At 68.1% G+C, this 1,976-nt stretch carries 2 protein-coding genes; one reads left to right on the forward strand and one right to left on the reverse strand.

Features of this window, described 5'->3' with window-relative positions; all coding sequences use genetic code 11:
• A partial coding sequence (locus WBV89_RS12315; RefSeq protein ID WP_423981645.1) for a 3'-5' exonuclease occupies positions 1 to 1,261 on the forward strand: 1,261 nt, incomplete at its 5' end.
• Here WBV89_RS12315 and WBV89_RS12320 read toward each other — a convergent pair.
• The coding region (locus WBV89_RS12320) for a hypothetical protein (protein WP_423981646.1) at positions 1,258 to 1,976 on the reverse strand (719 nt) is incomplete at its 5' end. The genes WBV89_RS12315 and WBV89_RS12320 overlap by 4 nt on opposite strands.

Genomic DNA, 1,976 nt, shown 5'->3' on the forward strand with positions numbered 1-1,976 from the left:
GGCCTGGGCCGATGCGGGCGGACGCGGGCTGCGCCGGTACCTCGCCTGGGCGCGCCTCCAGGCCTCCGACGCCCAGGTGTCCGAGACGATCCTGCCCGAGCGTGACCAGGACGCCGTGCGGATCATGACGATCCACGCGGCGAAGGGCCTCGAGTTCCCGATCACCGTGGTCAGCGGCATGACCACGCAGCCGAGTCGGCGGCGCGGCGTGCAGGTCGTGTGGCACGACGACGAGTGGCACCTGACGGGGCGCGGCGACGACGGCAGCTTCGCCGACGTGCACCCGATCGACGAACTGATGAGCGATGCCGAGCGTCGCCGACTGCTCTACGTCGCGTGCACTCGCGCTGTCGACCACCTGGTCGTCTCGCTGCACCGGCAGAGCGCGGACGACTTCGTCCCCAAACAGGGGGTGGAGGGATACACCTCTGCCGAGCTGTTGTTCCACTCCGGCTCGTCGGCCGAGTCGTCGGGGGCGATTGCCCGCGTGCTCACCCCCACACCGGTCGAGCGAGTGGACAGCAGCGAGGCGTTCGCACAGGTCGACGACATCGAGGTGTGGCGCACCGAGCTCGCCCGAGCGTTGTACGGTGCGAACCGTCGCAGCGCGGTGGCCGCGACACGGCTCGCCGACGAGGTCCGCCTCCTGCGCGACCAGGAACGCATCGACGATCCCGGTCTCGACAAGCAACCGATCAACATCGATCTGCCACCGTGGCAGCGCGGCCGATACGGAACGTCGATCGGCCGGGCCGTCCACGGCACGCTCCAGTTCTGTGACCTGGCCACCGGCTCGGACATCGACGATCTCGCACGTTCGCAGTGCGCAGCCGAGTCGATCCTCGGTCTCGATCGAACCGTCGCCGCGCTCGCTCGCTCGGCGATCGAGGCGCCGATCGTGCGTGAGGTCGTCGACGGAGCGCCGCACTGGCGCGAGTTGTTCATCGCCGCTCCCGTCGGCTCCCGCGTGCTCGAGGGATACATCGACCTCCTCGTGCGGACGTCCCGCGGTCTCGTGATCGTCGATTACAAGACCGATCAGTGGTCGGGGCCCGTCCAGACTGCCGAGCGGATCGGCCGGTACCGCACTCAGCTCGCTGCCTATGGCGCAGCCCTCCAGGCGACGCTGGACGAGGATGTCGTCGGTGGCGTGCTCGTCAGGTGCCGCGGCGGAGAAGCACCCGAACAGATCGAGATCCCCGACTGGGCCGACGCACTCACCGAGGTTCGTTCGATCGTCGCCGACGACGACGCGTTCTAGACGTCCACGAGTTTCGTGTCGGTCGCCGAGTCGCCGGTCGATTCCGGCGCCGGCTCCGTCGGCTGATCCGGTTCGTCCTCGACATCGAGACCGAGTGCAGCGGCCTCGGTCGCGTTGGCGTGACGTCGTACCCGTGCGGCACGATGGTCGCCTGTCGGCATCACGGCCGCACGGCCGAGCGCGAAGATCCCTTGCATTCCGAAGTCGAAACCACGACGGAGCAGGACCAGGCCGACCAGGACGATCCCCACGATCGCTGCCGGGACGAGGAGCGTCGACAGCAACAGCCGCTTGTCCTCGAACAACGGTGTGAGCAGACTGGAATCGACCGGTGTCCCATCGACGTTGATCGTCTGGATCGGATCGTCGACAACCGGGCACACCACCTCGGTGTCCTCGAGGCCGACCACGGCATCCCCGCCGAACAGCGGTGAATCCGACGACACCTTCGATGCCAGCGCTCCGATGTCGGGGTCGACCGCTGCCGACACGAGGTACTGGGCGTCGACGTCCACATACAGCGAATCCGGGCCGTAGCGAACATCGATCACGCCGTCGACGGCGTACGGCGCGGCATCACCGGCTCGCATCTGGTCGATGTGATAGCGAACAGTGCCCTTCTCGACGAACTCGTCCTTGGCGAGGACGGTGCCCACGAACGCGAGATCGGCCGGGATCGGGGCCGGACAACCGGCGGGGATCTGGATCAGCGCCG

This window comes from Ilumatobacter sp., from assembly GCF_049588435.1.
Classification (GTDB): Bacteria; Actinomycetota; Acidimicrobiia; order Acidimicrobiales; family Ilumatobacteraceae; genus Ilumatobacter_A.